Origin of the sequence: Paracandidimonas soli (assembly GCF_004342005.1) — a bacterium.
GTDB classification, from domain to species: domain Bacteria; phylum Pseudomonadota; class Gammaproteobacteria; order Burkholderiales; family Burkholderiaceae_B; genus Paracandidimonas; species Paracandidimonas soli.
On the sequence record NZ_SMBX01000002.1, the window covers coordinates 295,102 to 319,657 of the forward strand.

The following is a 24,556-nucleotide window of genomic DNA, read 5'->3' on the forward strand; positions in this document are numbered from 1 at the left end:
AACGATATGCATGCATGGTCGACCGACGGTGCCAACATGACAAAGACGCTGCAAAACAAGACACGTTTTGTATACATTCAGGCAGCCGGCCTGAAGGGATGGCGGCGGCATGTTTGCATCGCCCGGCTGCTGCGGCACAGCCTTGCATGGGGGCTGCCGTTCATTTTCGCCTGGCTGGCTTCAGCGCATGCCGCGGAAACGACGCAGTCGCTCGTTTCCGCCAAAGCTCCCAACGTAGCTTTTTATTATCAGGACGCGCTGCCGGTCGACGAGCTGCAGGCCTTCGATGCGGTTGTGATCGATCCCGCGCGGGCGCGCCTGCCGGATGCCAGCGCGGCTCCGCATACGTCCTGGTTCGCCCGCCTGGATCTGGCATCCTGGAAGCGTTCGGCTTCGGATGCTGCCGGCCAGGCCGTCATGTCCGGCATCCAGGTCTTGTGGGACGAGGGGTATCGCGGCTTTCTGCTCGACGATGGCGTGCAGGCCGATGCCGGCGGGAGCGACGACGGCATGCTGGCGCTGATGGACGCTATCCGCGATCGCTATCCAGAAGCCAGGCTCATGCTGCGCAACCATATCGCTCTGGCGCACGCGCGCGCCGCAAGCCTGTACGCGCTGGTGGTCGATTCGCTTTATCACCGGCCCGGCGGCTTTACCGGGATGATGGGCAAAACGCCCGATGGGTTGCGCGACGGCTTGCTGGGGGAAATCCGGCAATTGCAGTCGGAATTCGCGCTGCCGGTGGTTGCCGTCGACTACTGTCTTGCCGGCGACAAGGCCTGCCGCCGCGATCTGGCGCGGCGCTTGCAGGAAGATGGCGTGCAGCCCTTCGTCACCGCGCCCGGCATGGGGATAGTGGGGACGGGACGCATCGAGGTGATGCCCCGCAAGATATTGATGGTGCAGGCGTTGGGCAGAGACCAGTCCCTCGATCAGAGCGTGGGAGTGATAGGGCTTTCCATGCCATTGAACTATCTGGGATACGACGTCCAGTATCTGGATCTCAACAGCAAGGACCTGCCGGCGAACATAGGCAGCGACAGGTATGCCGGCATTGTGGTGGCCTTGAATCAGCAGGCGCCGAAGGCGGGAATCTGGCGGCAATGGCTGCTGGCTCGTATCCGGGAAGGAATGCGGGTGGCCGTGATCGGAAGTTTCGGCTTTCCCCTGGATAGCGCCGCGTTGGCTGCGCTGGGGCTCGAGGGCGTGCCGGGCAAGGTGCCGCCGGGCAGCGTGCCTCAAGTTGTCGGCAAGGAGCCCTTGATGGGCTTCGAAACGCTGCCGTCGCCGGATGCGCGCGATGTCGTGGGAGTCAGGGCGGGGTCCGCCGATGCGTCTTTGCTGCGACTGGCGTTCGACTCCTATGTTTACGATGCCGCAGCCTTGACATCGTGGGGCGGCTATACGCTGACACCTTACGATGTGGTGTTTCTGGATGCCTTGCGCGAATATCGCCTGGTGTTCCAGCCGATCGATTTCTTCAGGCAGGCATTGCAATTGCCGGAAATGCCGGTACCTGACGTGACATCGGAAAACGGTCGCCGGCTGATGTTCACGCAGGTGGACGGCGATGGCTTCGTTTCCAGGGCAGAGTTTTCCAGCGCAGCGGACGAGTTCAGTGCGGAAGTACTGTATCGCCGTATCCTGACCAAGTATCCCGTGCCGATGACGGTCTCGGTGATCGAGGGCGAGATTGGCCCCGAGGGCGCCTATCCGGAACTCAGTCCGAAGCTGGAGCCGCTGGCGAGAAAGATCTTCGCACTGCCGAATGTGGAGATAGCCAGCCACAGCTATTCCCACCCCTTCTTCTCGTGGCAGATCGACAATCGGACGGGAAAGCGCATCAAGCCTTTCCACCAGACGCCGGAAGAAGCGGCCGATCCGTTTTCCATGGATATTCCCGGATACGAATTCGATCTGGACAGGGAGATCTTCGGCAGTATCGATTACATCAATCAGCGCCTGGCGCCTCCCGGTAAAAGGGTGGAGGCCATGCTGTGGACGGGAGATACCGAGATGCGTCCGCTCGCCTTGCGCAAGGCGGCGCAGGCGGGCGTGCTGTCGATCAATGGCGGCAATACGGTGATCACCAAGGCCAGGAACAGCTGGACCAATATCGCGCCTTACGGCGTGGCCAAGGATGACGATCCCGACGCATACCAGGTGTATGCCGCCACCATGAACGAGAACGTGTACACCAATGATTGGCTGGGGCCGTTCTATGGATTCAAGCGCGTGATCGAGACGTTCGCCATGACGGACGAGCCCATCCGCTTCAAGGCGCTGGATATCTACTACCACTTCTATTCGGCCACGAAAAAAGCATCACTGGCGGCGTTGGAGCATGTGTTCGATACGGCAATGAAGCAGCCCGTTTTTCCCGTATACACCACGGAATACATCAAGCGGGTCCTGCAGTGGCGCCGAGTGTCGGTTGCCAGGGACGGGGACCGGTGGATAGTCCGTTCCGGCGCCGATCTGCGCCAGTTGCGCTGGCCTGGGGCAGGGGTGCCGGAACTGGCCGGAGCCACAGGCGTGATGGGCTACAAGCCGGGACCAGGCGGACTGTACATCCACATGGGAGGGGATGAAGCATCTTTTCGCATCGCATCCGCCGGGAAGCAGGGTTTGCCGTACATACAGGAGGCATCCGGGTTCGTCAGGAATTTCCAGCGCCAGGGGCGCGGCATGCAGTTCGAACTCGGCGGTTACTACAAGCCGTTCGTGCAGTTTGCTGATATGTCGGGTTGCGTGTCGAGCGTAGCCGACGGCTCCAGGGGATCCGGGCGAAGCGCGGGCCGGGTCGATGTCGCGGGAAATGCGGCCAAGCCCGTTGTCTATCATTCGATCAGGGTGCATTGTGAATAAGATCCGAGAACAATTGTGTCCCGCATGGCTGTCCCTGCTGCTTGGCGCCGTCGTCATTGCTGCGCTGGTGGCGGCCTATCCGAGGGCCGACGTGCATACGCGCAGCCTGTCGACACAGCAGGCATCGATGATTTCCGTCGCCTATCTCGAGGCTTGGCTGCTGGTCGAGCCGGATTCGCCCGCATATCTGGAGTCCCTGGCCATGCAGTATCTCGAGCTGGGACGCTGGCAATCCGCCCTGGGTGCGTCCCGTCGCTTCTCCCAGGCGGCGCAGGACGATACGGGCAAGAGGAAGGCGCTGTTCCTGGAGCTTGTGGCCACCGAACAGATGGCGTACGCCTTGCCGGAGGACGCGCCTGAGCGGGAACTGGGTGTGAACCGCGTTGCGGCGATTCTCGGCGAGGCGGCGGGGCTGTCCTGGAATATCGCCGCCATGCGCTCGCTGGCGGAAAAGGCCCGTACGGCGGGTGCCGATGATGCAATGGTGCGCTTCTACCAGAAGCTTGCGCAGACCGATACTGAGAATTCCGCCCGCTGGCAGGCCAGGCTCGGCGAAGTGGCATTGGCTACCCAGGCTTATGAAACCGCTGCCTTCTCCTTTTTCTCCGCCTATGAGACGGCCGTTTTGTTCGATGAGAAGCGCCATTATTTCATCCGGGCGCTGCAGGTGCTGGAGTCGGCGGGGAAGGTCGAGCAGGCCTGCGCCGAAGCCCAGCAGAGGCTGGGCGTGCTGGCAAGCGACAGCCAGACACTGAGATATCTGCTGACGCTGGCGCGGCAGGCCAACAGGGGCGATCTGGCCGCCGTCTATGCGCGATCCCTGCTCAAGGCGGTCGGAGGGCCGCGCCAGCAGGCGCGCGGCAGGGATGCCTCCATCGTTCTGGTCGCGGCGCATGCGTCCGCGCTGAGCCACGATGCGGGCACGGACATGGCTGCGCTGGAGGAGGAGTACAAGCTGGTCTACCAGACTTTCATTGAAAGCGGCGCGCTGGATGATGCGGAGCAGGTTGCACGAATGGCGCTGGATGCGGGCCTGGACCGTCTTGCATGGAGCGCGAATCTGGCAAGGGCGGCGCAGTGGAACCAGCATCCGGGCGTCGCCCTGGAGCATTGGCTGTGGTATGCGCAGGCTTCCAACGACCAGGAGGCCTGGCGTCAGGTTCTGGCCTTGGCGCCCGCGCAGGATGACGATGATGCCTATCTGCTGGCCTGGATGCGTCAGCACGCGGAGACAAGTGAAGGCGCTTCCGGCACGCAGGCCGGGCTGAATGCGCTGGCGGCTGAATACATGCGGGCGGGGCGCTGGACTTCCATGCTGAGGGTCATCGAGCGGCTGAAGCCGCTTGGCGACGGCCAGGCGCGGCAGCGTGTCATGATGCTGGAAATCATGGCGCTCGAGCAGCATGCCTATGAGTTTGAACCGGGCGATCCCCGGCGCGAAGCCTTGATGCATCGGCTGCATGCAACGATGGAGGGAAGCTTGCCGCTGCCGCTGGATCCTTCCTCCATGGAGTGGCTGGCGCAGAAGGCGGAAGCGACGGGCGCCGACGCCGTGGCGGAGCGCTATTACAGCCGGCTGGCAGCGGAGGACTCCGGCAATGCCGCGCATTGGCTGGGGAAGCGGGGGGACTTCGCGCTGGGCCGGCAGGCCTATGAGGATGCGGCGGAGGCTTATTTTTCCGCCCGGGAGGCGGCACAGGACCGCGATGAGCAGCGCCGGTACTTCCAGGCCGGGCTGGGCGCCTTCGTGGCCGGAGGAAAGGTGGGCCAGGCTTGCGAGGCGGGCGAGCGACGTGCGGGAGACCTGATGGACGATCCCGCTACTTTGCGCTACCTGATCGATCTGGCCCGCCAGGCGCATCGGACGGACCTGATGACGCGATATGCGCGCGCGCTGATCCAGACGAGGCAGGAGGACAGGGCCGGATCGTCGCGCATCGGCCTGGTCTGGTCTGATATGGGGGGCGCGTCGATGCAGGCCGGCTTCTGGAGAGGCGGATTGCCCGTCCGTCATGCGGATTTCAGGCCGTCGGATGCGGCCGGCCGGTTCATGGCGGAGAACGCCGCAGGCATGTCCGAAAATCAGGAAGGAGATGTCGATGACCTGGATATCGCCTTCCAGGCGTTCGTGGAAAGCCGCCAGCTTTCGGATGCCGAGCGGACCGCGCAGCGTGCTCTGGATGAAGGCAGGGATCCGCAGGTATGGGGCCCCAGGCTGGCCCAGGTGGCCGAATGGAACGGCAATCCCAGGACGGCGCTGCGTCATTGGCTGCAATACGCCCAGGCTTCGGGCAACGAGCAGGCATGGGCCAATGTCCTCGTCCTGTCGATGCAATTGAACGACAATGCCGCCCAGCTTGCGGCTCTCAAGCACATGTCGGCCCGGGCGCCCGGCGATCTGGAGCTGCTGGACCAGGTGGTGCACGCCTATGAGCTACTCGGCCAGCCCGAGGCGGGATTGGCCTACCTGAAGAGCAGGGCGCAGGGATCGCTGCGCACGCCCATGCTCGAACGCTATGCGGACCTTGCCGAGCGCTCGGGAAATGATGAGGCCGCCAGGCAGGCCTATGAAGCGCTGGGAGGGTCCGGCGCCAATGCCTGGCAATATGCCATGCGGCTGGCAAGCATGGATTACGCACAGGGAGATCTTGCCGGCGCCCTGGCCAGATTGCGCGATGCGCGCGACCAGGCGGGAAGGGGCCCGGAGACCGTGCCTTACTGGAGGCTGTACAGCGAGCTGGCACGCTTGGCGCGAAGCCGCGAGGACGCCGGATTCGCGCATGAGGGGCTGCTGGAGACTGGGCAGGCCAACGATGCCGACCTGAATGCTCTTGCCTATCTTTACGAGCTGAGTCCGATCGATGGCGGCCGGCTGGCCGAGGCGCAGTTCCGCAAGGACGGCTCGCCCGCTGCATTGCAATCCGCCTTGCGCATGTATGCTTCCGTGCGCGCCTGGGGGCGGATCGAGCAGTTGCTGCGCGCCCTGCCGCCGGAGCAGCGAGGGTTCTTTGCGCATTCCGGGCAGTTGCTGAGCGCCCGCGCCGATTACTACATCGGCACCCAGCGCTGGGAGGCCGCGCTTGCCGACCTGCGCGCAGCGGCGAACATGCCGGATGCGGATGACTATGTGCGGGTGGCCTACCTGTGGACCCTGACCTGGTTCGGCACGGAGGCAGAACTCCGGAAGGCAGTGCACCGCTGGCGCAAGGCGGCGCAGACCCATGCCAGCTATTGGGATGTCCTTGCCGCCGCGCAGATGCGCCTGGGCAATCCAGTCAGCGCGGCGCATTATTTGCGCAGGCAGCGATTGAGCAGCGGGGATGATCCTTTGTGGCTGATGATGCTTGCGGATGCCGAAGAAGCGTCGGGCCACGTCGAGCGTGCATGGAGGATCAGGAGGCAGGCCTGGAAGCTGTTGCGCGAGAAGGCTCCCCTGGGACAGGATCTGGAAGCTTCGGGCGCCGCGGAGGGCGGCGCATGGGATCTGTTCGGGCCGACGCCGCAGGATGCCCGCCATCGCAACGCCGCTCGTATTGCGTTGAGCCAGCAACTGGCCAACGGCGATTACTCTCGCGCGCTGCTGGTAAAGCTGTTGCGCCAGGAAATCCGCTCACCCGAACAGGCCGAGCTGACGCGGTCCCTGCTTGGCGACAAGGCGAGCCTGCCCGCGCTCGATGAGGTCGTTCCCTCGACGGCGGATGGCGGACGCAATCGGCGGGAGCCCATCGGGCCGGTACTGAGGGATGCGGTGCTTGCATGGGCGCTGGGCGGGGAGCATGACAGCCTGGCGCGGGCATGGCTGACCAGGAGATATGCGGATCGTCTGCTCAGCCCGGTCGATGCCGAGGTGACGCTGGCGCTGATGGAAGGTGATCCTGTTGAACTGGGAATCCTGCTGGACGACAGGCGCAAGAACATACCGGTTGAAAGCAGGGTCGATGCGCTTGCCGCCGTCGGACGGATACCCGAAGCCCAGATGCTGGCGTTCGACGCTATGGACGGGGCCCCGGAAAGCGATGCCAGGTACCAGGCGATGGCCGATCTCCTGATGCGCGATCGTCCGGCGATGGGCATGGATGTCGAGCATGTCGATAACGATTCGCTGAAATACCTGCAAACGTCCGTGACTGGCGGATTGAAGCTGACGAATCGCTGGGGCATCGGCATGGAGGCGATCGATCGGAGGCAGAAAACGACGGACCAGGACGTATTGGCGTGGGTACCTTCCCATGACAGGGAACTCAACCTCACGCTTTCCGATACGACGCCGGAGCGGAAGCTTTCCATGACGGTCGGCGTGCGCAACGCCAGCGAGACCTTCCATACAGTCAGCCTGCGTGCAGATCTGAACCGGCAGGGCGCTTTCAAGACTTCGTTCCTGCTGGGACTGAACCAGTTCACCGATGCGTCGCAACTGTTGCAGGCGGGAGGGGCCAAGGATCTGGCCCAGGTGTCATGGCAATGGGATAGCGGCGCGCGATGGTTCCTGTGGGGCAGCGCGCAGGCCAATCGCCTGCTTGATCAGGATCGTACCTATATCGGCCGCGGGCTGGAGGTTTCGGGAGATCTGGGCTATCGATTCCTGTTGTCCCATCCCGACTGGAGCGTCCGGCTGACGGCGGCGCACGGCACGTACTCGGCAAGCGGCAACACCATCCATCGCATGCGCAGGCTGCTGCCCTCCGGGCATTCGCTATCGGCCTCGGAAATCGTGCCGGAAGACTTTACGCAGTACGGAGTGATCGTGGGTTTCGGCTCCAGCGACCAGAATGCCTACTGGCGGCGCTGGCGATTGTTTCTTGACGCCGGCTATGTGCATGACAGCAAGGAGGGCTGGGGAGCCCTTGTCAATTTCGGCGCCGGCGGCTCGGTGTTTGGCGGCGACCATCTCCATGTTTTCTATTCGCATACGGCGGCGCGGCAGGGAGACGGGAGCTCGATGAGCCGTATCGGATTGTCTTATCGATTGTTTTTCTAGTCATGGCAACGCAGAGCGCGGCGCCAATCCGGACTGCGCTTGATTACAACCTGGAGTGAGATATGAAAGTTTCCAATATCAAGCACGCGAAGTTGTGGACCGCCCTTGCTGCACTGGGATTGCTCGGCGCTTGTTCGACTGTCGATGTCAGCAGCGGGCCTGGATTCGCCGCCGCCGACGGGCTGGCGGTGCTTCCGATCGCAAACTACACCGAAACGCCGGAGGCGGGGCAGCGCGTGCGCAGCATCACGCAGAGCCTGCTGTATCAGAAGGGCTTTACCAACCTGCAGTCGTATCCGCAGGACGAGACCACGGATCTGCTGATAGCCGGCAGCGCGGACCGGATGCAGCAGCAGGCGCTGGAATGGGCGCGCAGTTCCGGCGCCCGCTATGCGCTGACCGGCTCGGTGCAGGAGTGGCGCTACAAGGTGGGCCTGGACGGCGAGCCCGCCGTGGGCGTGACCTTTCATCTTGTCGATGTCTCCAATGCCGCGGTGGTATGGAGCGCGACGGGCAGCCGCAGCGGCTGGAGCCGTTCCAGCCTGGCGGGGGTCGGCCAGACCCTGATCAAAGAAATGCTCGATCCCTTGTCCGTCAAATAAAAGGTGATGCCGTGCACGACAGCAGCCTGGCGCATGCGATGCCGAAGAAGCAAAAAACCGATCAGAGGGGAGAGGGCGGCTCCAGCACGTACGGACGGACGCTTGCGCCCGTTGCCGTACGCCCGCTGGCCGTCGTCGAGGTGCTTGCCGGCATGGCGCTGGTGCTGGCGTTGTGCCGCTTGATGCGGCCTGCCGATCCCTTGTTCCTGGAAATCGGATTTCCGTGGATATGGCTTGCCGCCACAGTGTTCGCTCTGCGTTATGGGGCCATCCTGGGCGTGCTTGCCGGATTGTGCATCGCGGCTGCCTGGTTCGTCTTCCACGGAGGCCAGGGAACGATGGCCTTTCCCGAAATGCTGTTTGCGGGCGGGATGGCGCAACTGGTCATTACGGGTCATTTCAGCGACATCTGGTCCGCGCGCGAAAGGCGCTTGCGCGCGATCAATGCCTATCTGGACGACAGTCTGGTGGCGCTCACCAATAACCATTATCTGCTGCGGGTCTCGCACGAGCGCCTGGAGCGGGACATCCTGGGCAAGCCTTTCACGTTGCGCGACGCTATCGAGCGCGTGCGCAGCCTGCCGGCGGAGAACGCCTCCCGCGCAGTGCCCTCGTCCAGCCGTTCTTCCGGGGATGCCGCGCTGCCCAATGCCGATGTCGTCCTGGACTTTGCAGCCAGCGGCTGCCGTATCGGACAGGCCTCGATCTTCGCCATGACGGCGCAAGGCCTTGATCCGGCTCCCGCCGCATCTGTCGGCGCGCCGTTCAAGCCCGATACCGGCGATGCGCTGCTAAGGGAGTGCCTGCTGCAGAAGGATTTGCGGCATTTGCGCCAGACCGATGACGCGCAGGGCGGCTATCTGGTGTGCGCGCCTCTCCTGTCCGCATCGGGACGCCTGTTTGGCGTGCTGATCGTGCGCCAGATGGCGTTCCTGTCGCTCACGCATGAAAATCTGCAGTTGCTGCTGGTGCTGTTGAGCTATTACGCCGATGGCCTTGAGCAGCATGCCCTGGTCGCGCCGGTGCAGAGCCGGTTGCCGCAGTGCCCTCATGAGTTCGCGCTGGACCTGGCCAGGCTGGCGCATATACAGCGCTGCAGCGGAGTGCGCTCCATGATGGCGGGCATGGTGTTTCCCGTCGGCACGCTGGGCGATGCCATGATCGAGCAACTGACGAGGCAGCGCCGGATGCTGGATTTGCTGTGGGTCTACGATCAGGAGGAGGCGAGGGTGGCGATCGCGCTTCTGCCGCTGACGGACGAGGTGGGTGTCAACGGATATTTTTCGCGTATTGCACATGTGGCCCAGACGCAGTTCGGCGTGGATCTGGCGCAGTCCGGCGCCGTATCGCACAGCGTCGCCGTGGATGCCGAGGCGTCCGCATATGGGTTGGAGTACCTTGTTTTGCGGTGCGGGCGCCATGATTAGGCTCCTGATCACCCTCCTTCTGGCCGCTTTGGCCGTGTTCGCCCAGTTCGAGGCGGCGGCGCCGCTGTTGCCGGGCTGGCGCGGGACGAGCGTATCCTGGCCGGTGCTGCTGGGCTGGCAGGCGCTGGCCGCCTTTGCCGCCGCGTTGTGCTTTGCCTGCTGCATGCCGGGAAAATCGCGCCGATACAGACGAGAAGTGTTCGTCCATGCCTTCTGCCTTTCCCTGTTCCTGCCGGTTGCGGGCCAGATCCTGTTCCTGTGCATGGTGCTGGCGCCTGCCATATTCCCCGGGGATGGACGCGGAGCTGAGTCGCAGGCGCTCGAAGCGCCCCGATTCATCCCGTCCCTGGCTTCGCATGTCTCCTACGGAACAGGGGCGCGCCTGCGGGTCCGGCTGAACAATCGCAGCGCCCTCGACGACGACAGGGTGGGGGCCATGGTCGCCATGCGCTCCCTTCCCCTGAATGTGACCGGGGGGATGCTGCACGACCTGCTGTCGGATCCCCTGGAAGAAATACGGCTGCTGGCATACGGCATTCCGAATGCGGCCGAGAACCTCATCATGCAGAGGATTCTTGCCGTGTCGCGGCGCAGGGACATGGCCGCGACGGATGGAGAGAAATCCCTGTTGAGCAGCGAGCTGGCGGAATTGCATTGGGAACTGATCCACCAGAACCTGGCTCAGGGCGAACTGCGGCGCCATGCGCTGGAGCGGGTCGAGAGATATGCGCGTTCCGCGTTGGCGCTGGATGAAAACAATGCGGCCATGTGGTATCTGCTTGGCCGCTGCGCCCTGCTGGACGGCAGGCCGCAGCAGGCCGAGGTTTTCCTGGAGCACGCCCAGGTCAGGCGGTTTCCGGCCCAGCGCCTGCTGCCCTGGCTGGCGGAGGCCGCCTTCATGCAGCGCGAATATTCGCGCATCGGCCCGATCATTGAACCATTGCGCGACGGCATCCTGCCGCCGGCGCTGCAAGCTAGCGTGCGCTACTGGACGACATGAAAACGCATCTGAACCGCCGGGCGCCTTCGGCCGATATCATCCTGCTGCTGGAGGGGACATTTCCCTACGTCCCCGGCGGCGTGTCGTCCTGGGTCGACAAGATGATACGGGCCTTTCCGCAATACGCCTTCGCCCTGGTGTTCATGGGAGGCCGCCGCCAGGATTATGGCGATCCCTCCTACGCGCTTCCCGATAATGTGGTGCACTTCGAAGAGCATTTCATCCATGAAACCCCGGCTCCTCCTCCCATGCGGGCGAGCATGGGAAAACGCGACGCCTTTGCGAGCGTATCGCATATGCACGATGCGCTGCGCGAGCCGGAGATGCGGGGCGCCATCGCCGGGCTGATGCGGGAACTGATGCCCATGCTGGCACCCAATGGCGGGCTGGGCGAGCAGGAGTTCCTGCATTCCGAATACTCATGGGAGATGATCAGTGAGCGATATGAGGCCTATTGCACGGATCCGTCGTTCACGGATTATTTCTGGACGATACGCATCATGCACAAACCCATATGGCAGCTGGTGCGCATCAGCGAGCAACTGCCCTCCGCCAGGATCTACCACACGGTGTCCACCGGCTATGCGGGATTTCTGGGGGCTTTGCTCAGTTTCCGGGGGCAGGGCCGCCTGCTGGTGTCGGAGCATGGTATCTACACCAAGGAACGCAAGATCGATCTGCTGCAAAGCCAATGGATACGCGACAACCGCGGGGTATTCGAAAGGGATACGAGCCGTGTCGGCTATCTGCAGGACCTTTGGGTGCGGTTTTTCGAGGCGCTGGGCCGTATCTGCTATGAAGCCGCCGACGACATCGTATCCTTGTACGAAGGCAATCGCATGCGCCAGATCCACGATGGCGCCAGCCGGGAGAAGACGCGCGTCATCCCCAACGGCATTGCGGTTTCGAGATTCGCGCCCTTGCGGGACCAGCGCGAGACTGGAACTGCGAAAGTCGTTGCATTCATCGGAAGGGTCGTGCCCATCAAGGACGTCAAGACATTCATCCGGGCGATTTTCGTGGCCAGCCGCAGCATGCCGGAGCTGGAAGGCTGGATCATCGGCCCCGATGGTGAGGATCCCCAATATGCGCAGGAGTGCCGCGACTTGGCCGCGAGCCTGGGAATACAGGACAGGCTCAGATTCATGGGGATGCAGCGGGTCGACAGCTTCCTGCCCCAGGTCGGCCTGGTGGCCCTGAGCTCGATCAGCGAAGGGTTGCCGCTGGTGATCCTGGAAGCCTTTGCAGCAGGCGTTCCCGTCGTCACGACCGAGGTGGGCTGCTGCCGCAGCCTGATCGAAGGAAGGGACGAGGCCGACAGGGCGCTGGGCCGCGCCGGAGAATTGGTGCCCATCGCCAATCCCGATCTGTTCGCACAGGCGATCCTCGGCCTGCTGGAGCGGCCCGACGTCTGGCAAGCCGCCCAGGCGGCCGGAGTCGCCAGAGTGGAGCGCTATTACACCGATACCTTGATGCAGGACAGCTACCGGGAGCTGTATCTGAAGCTGATGCATAGGTCAGTTTTATCCGTGGAGGAGGGCTAAGCCATGGCCGGCGTCGGATTCCAGCTAAAGAGGCTATTGCGGCGCGACAGCCTGAGCTCGGATCTGTCGGCGTTCGTCTATGCCGGCATCATCAGCGCGGGGCCTCTGATTCTGTCGATATTGGGCATACTGTTCATCGGCGCGCTCAGCCTGGGCGTCGTGGATCCGCCGGTATTGATCGTGCAGTTCCAGGTATCGGTAACTTACCTCATTTCCTTCAGCCTGGTGATCACCGGGGCCGTGCAGCTGCTGTTCACGCGTTTCATTTCCGACCGCCTGTTCCAGGGCCAGCATGACCGGGTCCTGCCCAATTACAACGGGATGATGGTGACTACGACCCTCTTCACCGGATCGCTGGCGGTGTGCCTGGCCATCTTCGCGTTCGACGGTACGAGCCTGTCGTATCGCGTGCTGATGGTGATGGGTTTCGTCATCGTGAGCAATATCTGGATATGCATCATCTTCCTGGCGAGTCTCAAGCGGTACTCGATCATCCTGGCTGCCTTTTTCGTGGGCTACACCGTCACTGTAGCGGTTGCCGCGGGCCTGAGCCGATACGGGCTGGAGGGACTGATGGCCGGCTTCGTCGCGGGGCATTTCGTCTTGCTGGCCTGCATGGCGGCGGTCATGCGCCGCGATCACATGTCAGGGGACAGGCGCTACATGGCGTTCGAGGTGTTCGACCGGCGCTATGTCTATCCCAGCCTGGTCATGGTGGGGCTGCTGTTCAACCTGGGCGTGTGGCTGGACAAGTTCATGTTCTGGTTCTCGGCCACGGGGACCAGGGTGATAGGCCCCTTGCATGCTTCCGTGATCTACGATTTGCCGGTATTCCTGGCCTACCTGTGCATCATCCCGGGCATGGCCGTCTTCCTGTTGCGTCTGGAAACAGACTTTGCCGACAGCTACAACGCCTATTACTCCGCAGTACGCAATGGCTCCACCCTGTCGCACATCCGGGAGATGCGCAATGACATGGTGCGCGGCGCCAGGGCGGGGCTGTACGAGATACTGAAGATCCAGGCCGTGGTTACCCTGCTGGTTTTCGCCTTCGGCGACAGGCTGCTGGAGGCGGCGGGCATTTCCGTGCTGTATCTGCCTCTGCTGCGGATCGATGTGGTGGCCGCCAGCCTGCAGGTGCTGTTCCTGGGGTGCCTGAACATTTTCCTGTATCTGGACCGCCGAGGCATCGTGCTTGCGCTGACGGCGCTGTTCGTGGGACTGAACGGCGCATTGACGTGGATTACGCTGGAGCTTGGCCCCAACACCTATGGCTATGGCTTCGCCGGCGCCCTGGTGATTGTCGTGCTCGTGGCGGTTTTCATGCTGAACCGGGGCTTCGACCGTCTGGAATATGAAACCTACATGCTGCAGAAGGCCTAGGGCCTGTCGAAACTGAAAGGAGCCTCGCGCTGGTCATGAAATCCGCCATGCCGTCCGTTCGCAAGATTCCCCTGTATGCCCGCATGGTCATGGGACTGTTCCTGTCCTTGCCCATCGGGGAAATGCAGGCCGGGGCGGAGTTTGCGGCCGACAGCATCGTATTCTATTACGGAGACCGGCCGGCGGTGGACCGGCTGAGCCGTTTCGACCTGGCAGTGGTCGAGCCCGACACAGGCTTTTCTCCGCCGAAGGAGGGAGAGACGCGGACGCGCTGGTTCGCCTATGTGAGCGTGGGCGAAGTGAGCCGCTCCAGGGAGTACTACAAGGCAATTCCGGCGTCGTGGATCGCGGGCTACAACAAGGAATGGCGGTCCGACGTCATCGACCAGACGGCGGAAGGATGGCCGGAGTTCATGACCGAACGCATCATCGCTCCTCTATGGAAGAGAGGCTACACCGGATTCTTCCTCGATACGCTGGACTCCTACCAGTTGGTCGCGCGGGATGCGCTGGACAGGCGCGACAGCCAGGCGGGGCTGATTGCCGTCATACGCGCGATACGGCAGCGCTTTCCAACGGCCCGCCTGATCCTGAATCGCGGGTTCGAGCTCCTGCCCGCCACGCACGAGCATGTGTACGCCGTCGCGTTCGAGTCGCTGTTCAAGGGCTGGAGCGAAGCGCGCGGCCAATACGTCGACGTGCCCGAAGATGATCGCAAATGGCTGCTGGATAGAGTGGATGAGGTGAAGCGGCAATATGGGCTGCCGGTCATCGCCATCGACTATTGCCCGTCTGCGCAGTACCAGTGCCTGAAGGAGACCGTGGAGCGGATCCGGGCGCTGGACATGATCCCGTATGTGGGTGACGGCCGCCTGCAGCAAGTGAACGATGCCTTGCTGGATTGAAGGCATGGAGGATATGTTTATGGCCAATGCTGCGGATGGGTACGACGCCTCCATCAAGGGGGCTGATCGCCTCGCCAAGCAGATATTGCCGGCGCAGCTGGATCTGCTGCAGCTATTCCTGCCCATGGACTGCTGGATGGTGGGCAGGCGGGATGGCAAGCGGCTCGAGGTCGTCGCCACGCAGGGCGAAGCGGACGGGGTTTCCGCCATCTGCATGCGCAAGGCGCTTGCCAGCGATCGCTTGTCTTCCAGCATGGACGGCAGGCTGCACCGCTGGCCGGATCTGCAGGCCTGCCGCATGGCGCCGGTATGCGACCAGAAGAGGGCGTCGTGTCCGAAATATGTATTCAAGGCCTTCCTGCCCGACAGGCACGGCAATCTGACCGGTGTCGTCGCGGGCTTTCTGTTCAGGGAGGAGGGTCCGAGGGAGGTTCCTCTTTTCTGCGCGCCCGTGATCATGCTGTGCCTCAATACCATGGCCCATGCGCTCAGCCTGCAGGCCGATCTCGCCATGGCGGACAAGCTGATGCTGAAAGCCCAGCAGGGAGCCCGCATCGATCCTTTGACGGGGGTGCTGAACCGCGCGGGATGGGGGCTTGCGCTGAGCGGCGCGCGCAAGGCGGCGGGAGAAATTGCCGTTGCTTTTCTTGATCTTGACGATTTCAAGCGCATCAATGACACGCGCGGGCATCAGGCGGGCGACGACGTCCTGAAGATCACGGCCAGGGCGGTCAGGAAATCCCTGCGCTCGCATGACTGCGTGGCCAGGCTTGGCGGAGACGAGTTCGCCATGCTGTTGCCGGATACGTCGCTTGCCGATGCCTGCAGCCTGGGCGAGCGCCTGTGCTGGCTGCTGGGGAAAAGAGGCATCATGGCTTCCATCGGCGTGGCGGCCAAGTCGGAAACCGGCTCCCTGCAGAAAGCGCTTGCGCTGGCGGATGCGAGAATGTACGAAAGCAAGCAGCAGCGGACGCACGACCTGGAAATCCGGGAGCGCAGGCAGACCATGTGACCACGCGCCCAAGCGCAAGCCTCGGCCTTCAGACCGAGGTCGAGCAGTTCAGAGGGAGTGACTCACCCGCCCGCCCCGGGCGGCATGCCCGAGCCGATCCTGTCTACAATGCGGTCTTGCATTTCAATCGCGGGAAACCAGGCATCATGGCAGACATCAGTATCCGTCCGGCGCAACGCGGCGACGCGGCGCTCATCCATCGTTTTATCGTCGATCTGGCCATTTATGAGAGGGCCGAGCACGAAGTCGAATCCGGCGTGGCGGATATCGAGCGCAGCCTGTTCGACGAGCCGAGGTCCAGCGCGGCCCTGATCTGCGAGGTGGACGGCAAGCCGGCGGGATTCGCCGTGTATTTCGCCAGCTATTCCACCTGGCTGGGCCATCACGGCATCTATCTGGAAGATCTGTATGTCTCGCCGGAATACCGTGGCCTGGGCGCGGGCAAGCGCCTGCTGCATGCCGTTGCCGGGATCGCCGTACGGGAAGGCTGCAGGCGCATGGAGTGGAGCGTGCTCGACTGGAATGAGCCGGCCATTCGCGTCTATGAAGCCATAGGCGCGCAGCCTCAATCCGAATGGACGCGCTACCGGCTGGCGGGCGACGCCTTGCTGGCGTTTGCCGCATCGGGGAACACCATTTCGGCGTAGGGGATGATGCGAGAGCCCTTTACCAGGCGATAGCCCAGCCATATGCCCAGGAACAACGGCAGTCCGATATAGGTCGCCACAGCTCCGTTCCAGTCGATGCGGTCCTGCAGGAAGGCCTGGTAGTTCTGTCCCAGAGTGATGATCAGGCAGAGGATGAAGGCGAAGACCGGGCCGAACGGGAACAACTTCGACTGGTAAGGCAGGCTGGCCGGGTCATTGCCCTGCAGGACGTAGCCACGGCGAAAGCGGTAATGGCTGATGGCGATGCCCAGCCAGGCGATGAAGCCCGTCATGCCCGATGTGTTCAGCAGCCAGATGTAGACTGCATTGGGGCTGTAGACCGAGCTGACGAAGCACAGCGCGGCGATCAGCGTCGTCGCCAGCAGCGCGTAGCGCGGCACGCCATTGGCCGAGAGCCGGGCGAAGATCCGGGGCGCCTTGCCTTCCCGGGCCAGGTTGAAGAGCATGCGCGTCGAAGCATACATGCCGGAGTTGCCGGCGGACAGCACAGAAGTCAGCACGACGGCGTTCATGACGGCCGCGGCGGACAGCAGGCCTGCTTTCTCGAAGACCATGGTGAACGGGCTGATGCTGATGTCAGTGACTTCGCTGCCCAGCAATTGCGGATCGGTGTAGGGGATGAGCAGACCGATGATCAGGATGGAGAAAATATAGAACAGCAGGATGCGCCAGAAGATCTGCTTGACGGCGCGGGGGATGTTGCGCGCCGGGTCCTGGGATTCACCCGCCGCGATGCCGATGAGCTCGGTGCCCTGGAAGGAAAACCCGACGATCATGGCCACGCCTATCAGGGCGGCGAATCCGCCCGCGAAGGGAGCGTCGCCGATGAACCAATTTTCCATGATGCCGGCGTGGCGTCCCTGCAGGATGCCTGCGATCATCAGCAGGCCCGTGGCGATGAAGATCAGGACCGTCACGACCTTGATGGCGGCGAACCAGTATTCGGCTTCGCCGAAGCCTTTGACGGAGATATTGTTCAGCAGGAACATCAGCAGCAGGAACAGCGCGCTCCAGAGCACGCCGGGTATGTCGGGAAACCAGTAGTTCATGACGAGCTGCGCGGCCACCAGGTCGACGGCGATGGTGACGGCCCAGTTGTACCAGTAGTTCCAGCCCAGCGCGAATCCAAAGCCTTCGTCGACGTAGCGCGCGCCATAGGTCGCGAATGAGCCCGATACGGGGAGGCAGGCGGCCAGCTCGCCGAGGCTGGTCATCAGAAAGTAGACCATGATGCCGATCAGTGCATAGGCGAGCAATGCGCCGCCCGGGCCAGCCTGGGAGATGGTGGCCCCCGAAGCCACGAACAGGCCGGTGCCGATGGAGCCGCCGATGGCGATCATGGACAGGTGGCGGGCCTTGAGTTCACGGCGCAGTTCGGGCTCGGCCGCTCCGGCGGTCTGTGGGTGGGCGGAGGTCATGGGATGGAGATGGTCTTGGTGTTCTGGATTACGCTGGATTACGCGCTGGTGCGCGAAAGGTGTGCGCATCATATCAGGTCGTCTTCGGCCTGCGCTTGCATATGGAAACCGGCAATGGGGAGCGATTCTTGGTAATCTTTTGGTTTGCGAATGTCATTCTTCGGTTGCTCCCTGTGTCTTCATTGTCGTTTTTCCGGTTTTCGCCATGTGTCGCTGCTCCGCGGGGCGGGCTTTCCGCGTTGCATCTGCGTTCGCTGCGTCTGTGTCTGGCCGCCGTCTGCCTGGCGCTGCTGGCGGCTTGCGGCACGACCGGGCAGAAGGCCGTGGGGCCCGGACAGTATCGTGTCGTTGCTGGGGACACGCTGACGCAGATCGCGCGCAAGCACGGCCAGTCGGTGGATTCGCTGATGCGGATGAATAATCTGCGCAATCCCAACAATATCAAGGTGGGGCAGGTGCTGAGGGTAGGAAGCGCGTCTTCGGGCCCGGCCGCTTCGGGAAGCCTGCCTGATGCGGGTTCCGGCACGGTGGTGCGGGGGCAGCGCCAGGCGCCGGCCGCGGCGGTGCCGCGCACAACGATCGGGCTGGCGTGGCCGGCGGAGGGCAGTGCGGTTCGCAGCAGTACGGGTCCCAGTCCGCATGGCGTCTATATCAGCAATAAGGCAGGTACGCCGGTGAAGGCGGTGGCTGCCGGGACGGTGGTCTATTCGGGCAATGGCTTGCGGGGTTATGGGAATCTGATCATTGTCCGGCACGCTTCGGACTATATCAGTGTGTATGCGCATAATCGTTCGCTGGCGGTTTCGGAGGGGCAGTCGGTGAAGCAGGGGCAGAAGGTTGCCGAGATGGGGAGCACGGATATCAATCGCACGGTGCTGTATTTTGAACTCAGGTACAACGGCAAGGCGGTCGATGCCATGCGGTATTTGCCCAAGCGGTGATTATTGCGCTCTAGGAATTTTGGAGGTGCCTGTTGATTTGATAGGTGCCTCTTTTCTTTTTAAGACGCCTTGGAGTGGGAGGCTGTTGGGCGTTGTCTCAAGCGTGTTGAATGTTGCTTCGACTGTTTTGCTTGCGGGCTGGATTGCAGTCTTGTGCCTGGGCCGTGAGACGGGTAAATCTTCTTTGTCTGCGGGTGTTTGCTGCCTGGGATGGCCTGTCTTGTTAAACTAGACGGTTATTTCTTATTTTTTGCAGGCACACTTCGTCGTGATCTCCACCTCAAACCTTACCATCCAGTTCGGCTCGAAACCTTTGTTCGAGAATGTCAGCGTCAAGTTCGGCGAAGGCAATCGCTATGGGCTTATCGGGGCCAATGGTTCAGGAAAGTCCACTTTCATGAAGATCATTGGCGGCGATCTCGAGCCTTCCAGCGGCAATGTGGCGCTGGATCCGGGGGTGCGGCTGGGCAAGCTGCGCCAGGATCAGTTCGCCTTCGAGGATGAGCGCGTGCTCGACGTGGTGATGATGGGGCACGTGGAAATGTGGCAGGCCATGGCGGAGCGGGATGCGATCTACGCCAACCTGGAGGCCACGGAAGACGACTATATGCGCGCCGCCGAGCTCGAGGCCAAGTTCGCGGAGTACGACGGTTATACGGCGCAGGCGCGCGCGGGCGAGCTGTTGCTGGGGCTGGAGATTCCGGTCAGCCAGCATGAGCTGCCGATGCGCGAGATTGCGCCGGGCTGGAAGCTGCGGGTGCTGCTGGCGCAGGCGCTGTTCTCGAATCCGGACGTGCTGTTGCTGGACGAGCCGACCAACAACCTGGACATCAATACCATCCGCTGGCTGGAGGATGTGATCAACGGCTACCAGAGCACGATGATCATCATCAGTCACGATCGGCACTTCCTGAACCAGGTGTGCACGCACATGGCCGATCTGGACTATCGCGAGCTGCGCATTTATCCGGGCAATTACGACGATTACATGCTGGCCTCGACGCAGGCGAAGGAAAAGACGCAGGCGGTCAATGCCAAAGCCAAGGAGCGCATGGCCGAGCTGCAGGACTTCGTGCGCCGTTTCTCGGCCAACAAGTCCAAGGCGCGCCAGGCGACTTCGCGCATCAAGCAGATCGATCGCATCAAGGCGGAGACGGTCGAGGTCAAGCCTTCTTCGCGGCAGAATCCCTATATCCGCTTCGAGCAGAACAAGCCATTGCATCGCCTGGCGGTTACCGTGGAAGGCCTGTCCAAGGCTTACGACAAGCCCATTATCACGAATTACTCGGGCATGATCGAGGCGGGCCAGAAAGTTGCCATCATTGGCGCGAACGGCGTGGGCAAGACCACGTTGCTGCGTCTGCTGGGCGGCGATCTGGCGCCGGACTCGGGCACGGTGAAGTGGTCCGAGAATGCCGATATCGGCTATATGGCGCAGGATGTCGCCGATCAATTCCAGGCCAAGGTGAATCTGTTCGACTGGCTGTCGGATTATCGCCAGCCCGGCGATGATGACCAGGCCATGCGGTCGGTGCTTGGCCGTCTGCTGTTTTCCAGCGACGAGATCAACAAGGAAGTCCATGTCCTGTCGGGCGGCGAGAAGAATCGCATGACTTTCGGCAGGCTGATGCTGGGCCGGCACAATGTCATGCTGATGGACGAGCCGACCAATCACCTGGACATGGAGTCCATCGAGTCGCTGCAGTTCGCGCTGGAGCTGTACAAGGGGACGCTGATCTTCGTGTCACACGACCGCCAGTTCGTATCCGGCATTGCCGACCGCATTATTGAAATCCTGCCCGACGGCAAGATCATCGATTATCCGGGCGAGTACGAGGATTATCTGGCGGCGCGCGAAAACCTGCTGTAAATCTGCCGGACGAGGCGCGAGCCGCCATGCCTTATACCTTGACCGCGCCGGCAAGCTACGAGGAAGACATCCGCAAGAGCCGGTTCCTCGTGTTTGCGCAGTCCGTGGCTTCCGTGCAGGAGGCCATGGATTTCTTCGCGGCCAATTCGGTGCCTGCGGCTACCCACAATTGCTGGGCCTACCGGATCGGCGATCTCTATCGTTTCAATGACGACGGCGAGCCTGGCGGCACGGCGGGGCGACCCATTCTCCAGGCCATAGAGTCGCAGCAGTGCGATCGGGTCGCCGTGCTGGTGGTGCGCTGGTTCGGCGGCATCAAGCTGGGGCCGGGCGGGCTGGTGCGCGCTTATGGCGGAACCGCGGCGCAATGCCTGCGGCTGGCGGACAAGACTGAATTGGTTCAGGAAACCGAGGTGCGCTGTAGTTGCCTGTTCGGCGATATGGCGCTGGTGCGGTCGCGCTTTGCCGGATTCGGCATCCGCGTGGTGGACGAGCAGTTCGATGCCGGCGGCGTGCAGTGGAGGCTGGCAGTGCCTTCGATGGAAGTCGATGCGTTCGTGAAAGTGCTGACCGATCTTACGCGGGGGCAGGCGCAGGCTGAAATAGGGGAGTGATTGCGGCCTGCATGCCGCTCGGATTCGTCAGGCATAGGACAGTCCGCAGGGACTGTCTTATGTCCGAGCTCCGCTTCGCGGTCCACTTCGCGGCCTGCATGCCGCTCAGGTTCGCCAGGCACAGAATAGTCCGCAGGGACTATTCTGTGTCCAGGCTCCGCTTCGCGGTCCACCTCGCGGCTTGCATGCCGCTCGGATTCGTCAGGCATAGGACAGTCCTCAGGACTGTCCTATGTCCAGACTCATCCCTCCGGGAAGAAGGCGTATTTCAGGACGAACAGCGCCGCCACCAGCAGCGTGGCGGGGTGGATGTCGCGGAAGCGTCCAGTGGTTGCCTTGAGGACGACGTAGCTGATGAAGCCGAAGGCCAGGCCGTTGGCGATGGAGTAGGTGAACGGCATGATGAGGGCGGTCAGGGCGGCGGGAATGGCCTCGGTCAGCTCTTCCCAGTCGATTTCCGTCAGTTCGCGCATCATCAGGCCCGCGACGTAGATCAGCGCCGGGGCTGTGGCATAGGCAGGCACGGAGCCGGCCAGGGGCGCCAGGAACAGGGCCAGCAGGAACAGCACGGCGACGGTCAGTGCGGTCAGCCCGGTGCGTCCCCCGGCCTGGACGCCGGAGGCGCTTTCTACATAGGCCGTCGTGCTGCTGGTTCCCAGCACGGAGCCGGCCACGATGGCGGTGCTGTCGGCGAACAAGGCGCGCCCCAGGCGGTTGGGCTTGCCTTCGGGCAGCAGGTTGGCGCGCTTCGCCACGCCGATCAGAGTGCCGGTGGCATCGAATACTTCGACCAGGACGAATACCAGGATGACGTGGATGAAGCCTGTGCTCAGCGCTCCCACGATGTCCATTTTCATGAAGGTGGGCGCAAGGCTGGGTGGCATGGAGACGAGGCCGTTGAATGTGTTGTGGCCCGTCAGCATGGATAGGACGGTCACGGCGAGGATGCCGATGAGGATGGCGCCCCGGACCTTCAGACTGTCGAGCGTGGCGATGATGAAGAAGCCCAGCATGGCGTAGAGCGCGGGCGCGGCGGTGAGGTCGCCCAGGCTGACCTTGGTTGCCGGGTGGGAAACCACGATGCCTGCGCTGCTGAGCGCGATGATGCCCAGGAACAGGCCGATGCCGGCGGCGATGGCGGAGCGCAGGGACTTGGGGATGCCGGCGATCAGCCAGGAGCGCACGCCGGTGACGGTGAGGACGAGGAAGATCACGCCGGAGATGAAGACGGCGCCCAGCGCCTGCTGCCAGCTGTAGCCCATGGTCGCCACGACAGTGAAGGCGAAGAAGGCGTTCAGGCCCATGCCGGGTGCCATGCCGATGGGCCAGTTGGCCACCAGCGCCATGATGAGCGTACCCAGCGCGGCCGCAAGGCAGGTAGCGACGAAGACGGCGTTGCGGTCCATGCCAGTAGAGGACAGGATGTCCGGGTTCACGAAGATGATGTATGACATGGTCAGGAATGTCGTCACACCGGCAAGGATTTCGGTGCGCAGCGTCGTGTCGTGCTCACGCAGCTGGAAAAATCGTTCGAGCATGCTTTCCCCCTCAGGTTGGCTGAACGTTGCAAGCTGGCATTCTATGCCGATTTCGGCTTCAGCCGCACTCTCGACGGCGCGCCGGGGCTATGGGGCTGCGCTGCGCAGCCACCATGCCGCCCCGATTTCGCAGCGGCGGCACAGGCCTGCGTCCGGACTGATGTGGCGGGCAATTCCGGGTAAACTTGCGGCCATGATTATTCTCGGCTTTGAAAGCTCCTGTGACGAAACCGGCGTGGCCGCGGTCTGTACGGAACGCGGCCTGCTGGCGCATGCCCTGCACAGTCAGGTGGCCATGCACCAGGAGTATGGAGGCGTGGTGCCAGAACTGGCTTCGCGGGACCATATCCGGCGGGCCTTGCCGCTGACCAGGGAAGTCCTGGACAAGGCGGGGCTGTCCCTGGGCGATGTGGATGCCGTGGCCTATACGGCGGGCCCCGGCCTGGCGGGCGCGCTGCTGGTCGGCGCCAGCGTGGCGCAATCCCTGGCCTGGGCGCTGGAAGTGCCTGCCGTGCCTGTCCACCACCTGGAAGGGCATCTGCTGTCGCCCTTGCTGGCCGATCCCGTACCCGAATTTCCGTTTGTGGCGTTGCTGGTGTCTGGCGGACATACGCAACTGATGCGTGTCGATGGCGTGGGTTCCTATGAATTGCTGGGTGAAACGCTGGACGACGCCGCGGGCGAGGCGTTCGACAAGACGGCCAAGCTGCTGGGGCTGGGATATCCGGGCGGCCCGGCACTGTCTCGCCTGGCGCAGCAAGGGGATGCCTCGCAGTATCAACTGCCCAGGCCGATGCTGCGCAGCCAGGATCTGGATTTCAGTTTCAGCGGCCTGAAGACCGCCGTGCTGACCAAGGTCAGGGCGCAGAAGACGCCGCTGTCGGATCAGCAGATGGCGGATCTTGCCGCAGCCACCGAAGAGGCCATCGTCGATGTGCTGGCCGGCAAGGCGCTCAAGGCCATGAAGCAGACCGGCTTGCGCAGGCTGGTTGTGGCTGGCGGCGTGGGCGCCAATCGCCTGTTGCGCGAGCGCCTGGTGGGGACCATGGAAAAGCGCGGTGGCAAGGTGTTTTTCCCGCCGCTGGAGCTGTGCACCGACAATGGCGCCATGATCGCCCATGCGGCGGCCCTGCGCATCAAGGCGGGGCTGGAGCGTTTGGAGCCGACGAATCATGCCTTCACCGTCAGGCCGCGCTGGCCGCTGGAGGATGTCTGCGCCAAGGTCGGGCAGGCCTGAAGCGGAGGCGGGCTTTCCGGGCCGCTGCGTCGGGCCGTGGCGCTCGAATCGCCGGTGGTTCAGGGCGCAAAGCCCGGAGCGGTGTAATCCCCCACAAGCTCTCCGGTGCGGATCGACTGAATCGCCCGCTCCACATGGTCCACGATGGGCAGGGGCGGCTCATCGGGCCTGCGCCACAGGAATCCCGCGCACTTGTGGGGCTCCCTGTTTTCCAACGTACCCGTCCATGTCCGGCACAAGAAGAAAAAACTGATGCGGTGCTGGTCCGAATCGCGGCGCATGACATGCCGGAGTTCGAGCGCATCCGTATCCACGGCGACGCCGGCTTCTTCCATGGCTTCGCGGATGGCGCATGCCTTGAGCGACTCGCCGGGCTCCAGGTGGCCGGCGACGAGCGAGAACTGTCCGTCCTTGTAGCCGGTGTTGGCCCGCCGGCTGAACAGCCATTCGCCTTTCTCGTTTTCGAAGATGATGTGCACGTCGACGACGGACACGAGCCGTGCCTTTTTCATCGCCGGGCCGCCCCAGGATGGAAACGCCCCCTTGGGGGC

General features: G+C 63.0%; 17 protein-coding genes. 14 read left to right on the forward strand and 3 right to left on the reverse strand.

The window, feature by feature from the left end:
* The first annotated feature begins 36 nt into the window (after positions 1-36).
* The 10 genes from EV686_RS05060 (at position 37) to EV686_RS05105 (ending at position 16,366) form a co-directional block, all read left to right on the forward strand.
* On the forward strand, positions 37-2,868 hold the full coding sequence (locus tag EV686_RS05060) for a bifunctional glycoside hydrolase/polysaccharide deacetylase family protein (protein WP_132474173.1): 2,832 nt from the start codon (positions 37-39) through the stop codon (positions 2,866-2,868).
* Entirely contained in the window at positions 2,861-7,846 is a 4,986-nt protein-coding gene (locus EV686_RS05065; protein ID WP_132474175.1) for a tetratricopeptide repeat protein, read from the forward strand. The genes EV686_RS05060 and EV686_RS05065 overlap by 8 nt, the downstream gene beginning before the upstream one ends.
* Positions 7,847-7,908: 62 nt before the next feature.
* Entirely contained in the window at positions 7,909-8,448 is a 540-nt protein-coding gene (locus tag EV686_RS05070) for a penicillin-binding protein activator LpoB (RefSeq protein WP_132474177.1), read from the forward strand.
* An 11-nt stretch (positions 8,449-8,459) separates the two neighbouring features.
* Positions 8,460-9,875, forward strand: a complete 1,416-nt coding sequence (locus EV686_RS05075; RefSeq protein WP_165972504.1) for a PelD GGDEF domain-containing protein — start codon at positions 8,460-8,462, stop codon at positions 9,873-9,875.
* Positions 9,868-10,875: a tetratricopeptide repeat protein gene (locus tag EV686_RS05080; RefSeq protein WP_132474181.1), complete on the forward strand. Its 1,008-nt coding sequence runs from the start codon at positions 9,868-9,870 to the stop codon at positions 10,873-10,875. The genes EV686_RS05075 and EV686_RS05080 overlap by 8 nt, the downstream gene beginning before the upstream one ends.
* Positions 10,872-12,419 carry a GT4 family glycosyltransferase PelF gene (gene pelF, locus EV686_RS05085; protein WP_132474183.1) on the forward strand — a complete coding sequence of 516 codons (1,548 nt, stop codon included), beginning with the start codon at positions 10,872-10,874 and terminating at the stop codon, positions 12,417-12,419. The genes EV686_RS05080 and pelF overlap by 4 nt, the downstream gene beginning before the upstream one ends.
* Before the next feature lie 3 nt (positions 12,420-12,422).
* On the forward strand, positions 12,423-13,802 hold the full coding sequence (gene pelG / locus EV686_RS05090; RefSeq protein WP_132474185.1) for an exopolysaccharide Pel transporter PelG: 1,380 nt from the start codon (positions 12,423-12,425) through the stop codon (positions 13,800-13,802).
* A gap of 47 nt (positions 13,803-13,849) precedes the next feature.
* The gene (locus EV686_RS05095; protein WP_243650750.1) at positions 13,850-14,707 is read left to right on the forward strand and encodes an endo alpha-1,4 polygalactosaminidase; all 858 of its coding nucleotides are present in this window, start codon (positions 13,850-13,852) and stop codon (positions 14,705-14,707) included.
* Between the two features lie 4 nt (positions 14,708-14,711).
* Positions 14,712-15,719: a diguanylate cyclase domain-containing protein gene (locus EV686_RS18940; protein WP_165972505.1), complete on the forward strand. Its 1,008-nt coding sequence runs from the start codon at positions 14,712-14,714 to the stop codon at positions 15,717-15,719.
* Positions 15,720-15,865: 146 nt separating this feature from the next.
* Positions 15,866-16,366 carry a GNAT family N-acetyltransferase gene (locus EV686_RS05105; RefSeq protein ID WP_132474191.1) on the forward strand — a complete coding sequence of 167 codons (501 nt, stop codon included), beginning with the start codon at positions 15,866-15,868 and terminating at the stop codon, positions 16,364-16,366.
* On the opposite strand, the gene EV686_RS05110 is transcribed toward EV686_RS05105, so the two are convergent.
* A complete protein-coding gene (locus EV686_RS05110) occupies positions 16,303-17,805 on the reverse strand; it encodes an amino acid permease (protein ID WP_132474193.1) in 1,503 nt (500 codons plus the stop codon). The genes EV686_RS05105 and EV686_RS05110 overlap by 64 nt on opposite strands.
* 239 nt (positions 17,806-18,044) lie before the next feature.
* On the opposite strand from EV686_RS05110, the gene EV686_RS05115 reads away from it, so the two are divergent.
* The 3 genes from EV686_RS05115 to EV686_RS05125 all read left to right on the forward strand — a co-directional run bounded on the left by EV686_RS05115 (position 18,045) and on the right by EV686_RS05125 (position 21,230).
* Positions 18,045-18,746, forward strand: coding sequence for a peptidoglycan DD-metalloendopeptidase family protein (locus tag EV686_RS05115; RefSeq protein ID WP_132474195.1), 702 nt, complete (start codon positions 18,045-18,047; stop codon positions 18,744-18,746).
* 268 nt (positions 18,747-19,014) lie between these two features.
* Complete coding sequence (locus EV686_RS05120) at positions 19,015-20,616, forward strand: ABC-F family ATPase (RefSeq protein ID WP_132474197.1); 1,602 nt, start codon at positions 19,015-19,017, stop codon at positions 20,614-20,616.
* A 26-nt stretch (positions 20,617-20,642) separates the two neighbouring features.
* Positions 20,643-21,230: an IMPACT family protein gene (locus EV686_RS05125; RefSeq protein ID WP_132474199.1), complete on the forward strand. Its 588-nt coding sequence runs from the start codon at positions 20,643-20,645 to the stop codon at positions 21,228-21,230.
* 242 nt (positions 21,231-21,472) lie between these two features.
* On the opposite strand, the gene EV686_RS05130 is transcribed toward EV686_RS05125, so the two are convergent.
* Complete coding sequence (locus tag EV686_RS05130; RefSeq protein ID WP_132474201.1) at positions 21,473-22,768, reverse strand: NCS2 family permease; 1,296 nt, start codon at positions 22,766-22,768, stop codon at positions 21,473-21,475.
* A 193-nt stretch (positions 22,769-22,961) separates the two neighbouring features.
* On the opposite strand from EV686_RS05130, the gene tsaD reads away from it, so the two are divergent.
* A complete protein-coding gene (tsaD, locus tag EV686_RS05135; RefSeq protein ID WP_132474203.1) occupies positions 22,962-24,005 on the forward strand; it encodes a tRNA (adenosine(37)-N6)-threonylcarbamoyltransferase complex transferase subunit TsaD in 1,044 nt (347 codons plus the stop codon).
* Positions 24,006-24,064: 59 nt separating this feature from the next.
* Here the strand turns inward: tsaD and EV686_RS05140 are convergent, their stop codons facing one another.
* Positions 24,065-24,499 carry an NUDIX hydrolase gene (locus EV686_RS05140; RefSeq protein WP_243650751.1) on the reverse strand — a complete coding sequence of 145 codons (435 nt, stop codon included), beginning with the start codon at positions 24,497-24,499 and terminating at the stop codon, positions 24,065-24,067.
* Positions 24,500-24,556: the final 57 nt, after the last annotated feature.

Bases quoted from the DNA above. Each gene is read 5' to 3' on its own strand.
- EV686_RS05060 (WP_132474173.1), top strand. From the start codon at position 37: ATGACAAAGACGCTGCAAAACAAGACACGTTTTGTATACATTCAGGCA.
- EV686_RS05070 (WP_132474177.1), top strand. From the start codon at position 7,909: ATGAAAGTTTCCAATATCAAGCACGCGAAGTTGTGGACCGCCCTTGCT.
- EV686_RS05080 (WP_132474181.1), top strand. From the start codon at position 9,868: ATGATTAGGCTCCTGATCACCCTCCTTCTGGCCGCTTTGGCCGTGTTC.
- pelF (WP_132474183.1), top strand. From the start codon at position 10,872: ATGAAAACGCATCTGAACCGCCGGGCGCCTTCGGCCGATATCATCCTG.
- pelG (WP_132474185.1), top strand. From the start codon at position 12,423: ATGGCCGGCGTCGGATTCCAGCTAAAGAGGCTATTGCGGCGCGACAGC.
- EV686_RS05095 (WP_243650750.1), top strand. From the start codon at position 13,850: ATGCCGTCCGTTCGCAAGATTCCCCTGTATGCCCGCATGGTCATGGGA.
- EV686_RS18940 (WP_165972505.1), top strand. From the start codon at position 14,712: ATGGAGGATATGTTTATGGCCAATGCTGCGGATGGGTACGACGCCTCC.
- EV686_RS05105 (WP_132474191.1), top strand. From the start codon at position 15,866: ATGGCAGACATCAGTATCCGTCCGGCGCAACGCGGCGACGCGGCGCTC.
- EV686_RS05110 (WP_132474193.1), bottom strand. From the start codon at position 17,805: ATGACCTCCGCCCACCCACAGACCGCCGGAGCGGCCGAGCCCGAACTG.
- EV686_RS05125 (WP_132474199.1), top strand. From the start codon at position 20,643: ATGCCTTATACCTTGACCGCGCCGGCAAGCTACGAGGAAGACATCCGC.
- EV686_RS05130 (WP_132474201.1), bottom strand. From the start codon at position 22,768: ATGCTCGAACGATTTTTCCAGCTGCGTGAGCACGACACGACGCTGCGC.
- tsaD (WP_132474203.1), top strand. From the start codon at position 22,962: ATGATTATTCTCGGCTTTGAAAGCTCCTGTGACGAAACCGGCGTGGCC.